The organism is Streptomyces sp. NTH33 (assembly GCF_003236365.1).
Lineage (GTDB): Bacteria > Actinomycetota > Actinomycetes > Streptomycetales > Streptomycetaceae > Streptomyces.
On sequence record NZ_POTZ01000935.1, the window covers coordinates 1 to 1130 of the forward strand.

The window sequence follows — 1130 nt, forward strand, 5'->3', positions numbered from 1 at the left end:
CGCTGGATCTGGTTGGTGCCCTCGTAGATCTGGGTGATCTTGGCGTCGCGCATCATGCGTTCCACCGGGTAGTCGCGGGTGTAGCCGTAGCCGCCGAGGAGCTGGACGGCGTCCGTGGTGACCTCCATGGCGACGTCGGAGGCGAAGCACTTGGCCGCGGCGCCCTGGAAGGTCAGGCCCCCTTCCCCGCCTCCGGCGGCGACCCGCTCGGACCTGGCCGCGGCCGCGTAGGTCAGCTGGCGGGCGGCCTCGATCTTCATGGCCATGTCGGCGAGCATGAACTGCACGCCCTGGAAGTCGAAGACCGGCCGGCCGAACTGCCGGCGCTCCTGGACGTAGCCCCTGGCGTGGTCGAGGGCGCCCTGGGCGATGCCGAGGGCCTGGGCGGCGATGGTGATGCGGGTGTGGTCCAGGGTGCGCATCGCGGTGGCGAAGCCGGTGCCCTCGGCGCCGATCATCCGGTCCGCCGGGATGCGGACGTTGTCCAGGTACACCTCGCGGGTGGGCGAGCCCTTGATGCCGAGCTTCTTCTCCGGGGCGCCGAAGGAGACGCCCGCATCCGACCTCTCCACGACGAAGGCGGAGACGCCCCGGGAGCGCTTCTCGGGGTCGGTGACGGCCATCACCGTGTAGAACTCCGAGACGCCGGCGTTGGTGATCCAGCGCTTGACGCCGTTCAGGACGTAGGCGTCGCCGTCGCGGACCGCCCGGGTCCTCATGCCGGCCGCGTCCGAGCCCGCGTCCGGCTCGGACAGGCAGTACGAGAACATCGCCTTGCCCCGGGCCAGCGGGGCCAGGTACCTCTTCTTCAGCTCCGCGGAGCCGGCCAGGAGCACCGGCAGCGAGCCCAGCTTGTTCACCGCGGGGATCAGGGACGAGGACGCGCAGACCCGCGCGACCTCCTCGATCACGATGACCGTCGCGAGGGCGTCGGCGCCCGCGCCGCCGTAACTCTCGGGCACGTGCACGGCGTGCAGGTCGCTTGCGACCAGCGCGTCCAGGGCCTCCTGCGGGAAGCGGGCCTCCTCGTCCACCGCGGCGGCGTACGGCGCGATCTTCGCCTCGGCCAGCGAGCGGACGGCGTCGCGGAGCATGTCGTGCTCCTCGGACGGGCGGTACAGGTCGAAGTC

At 71.6% G+C, this 1130-nt stretch carries 1 protein-coding gene; it reads right to left on the reverse strand.

What is annotated here, in order from left to right:
• Positions 1–1130: acyl-CoA dehydrogenase family protein (locus tag C1I97_RS37645; protein WP_111007334.1), on the reverse strand; the 1130-nt coding region annotated here is incomplete at both ends.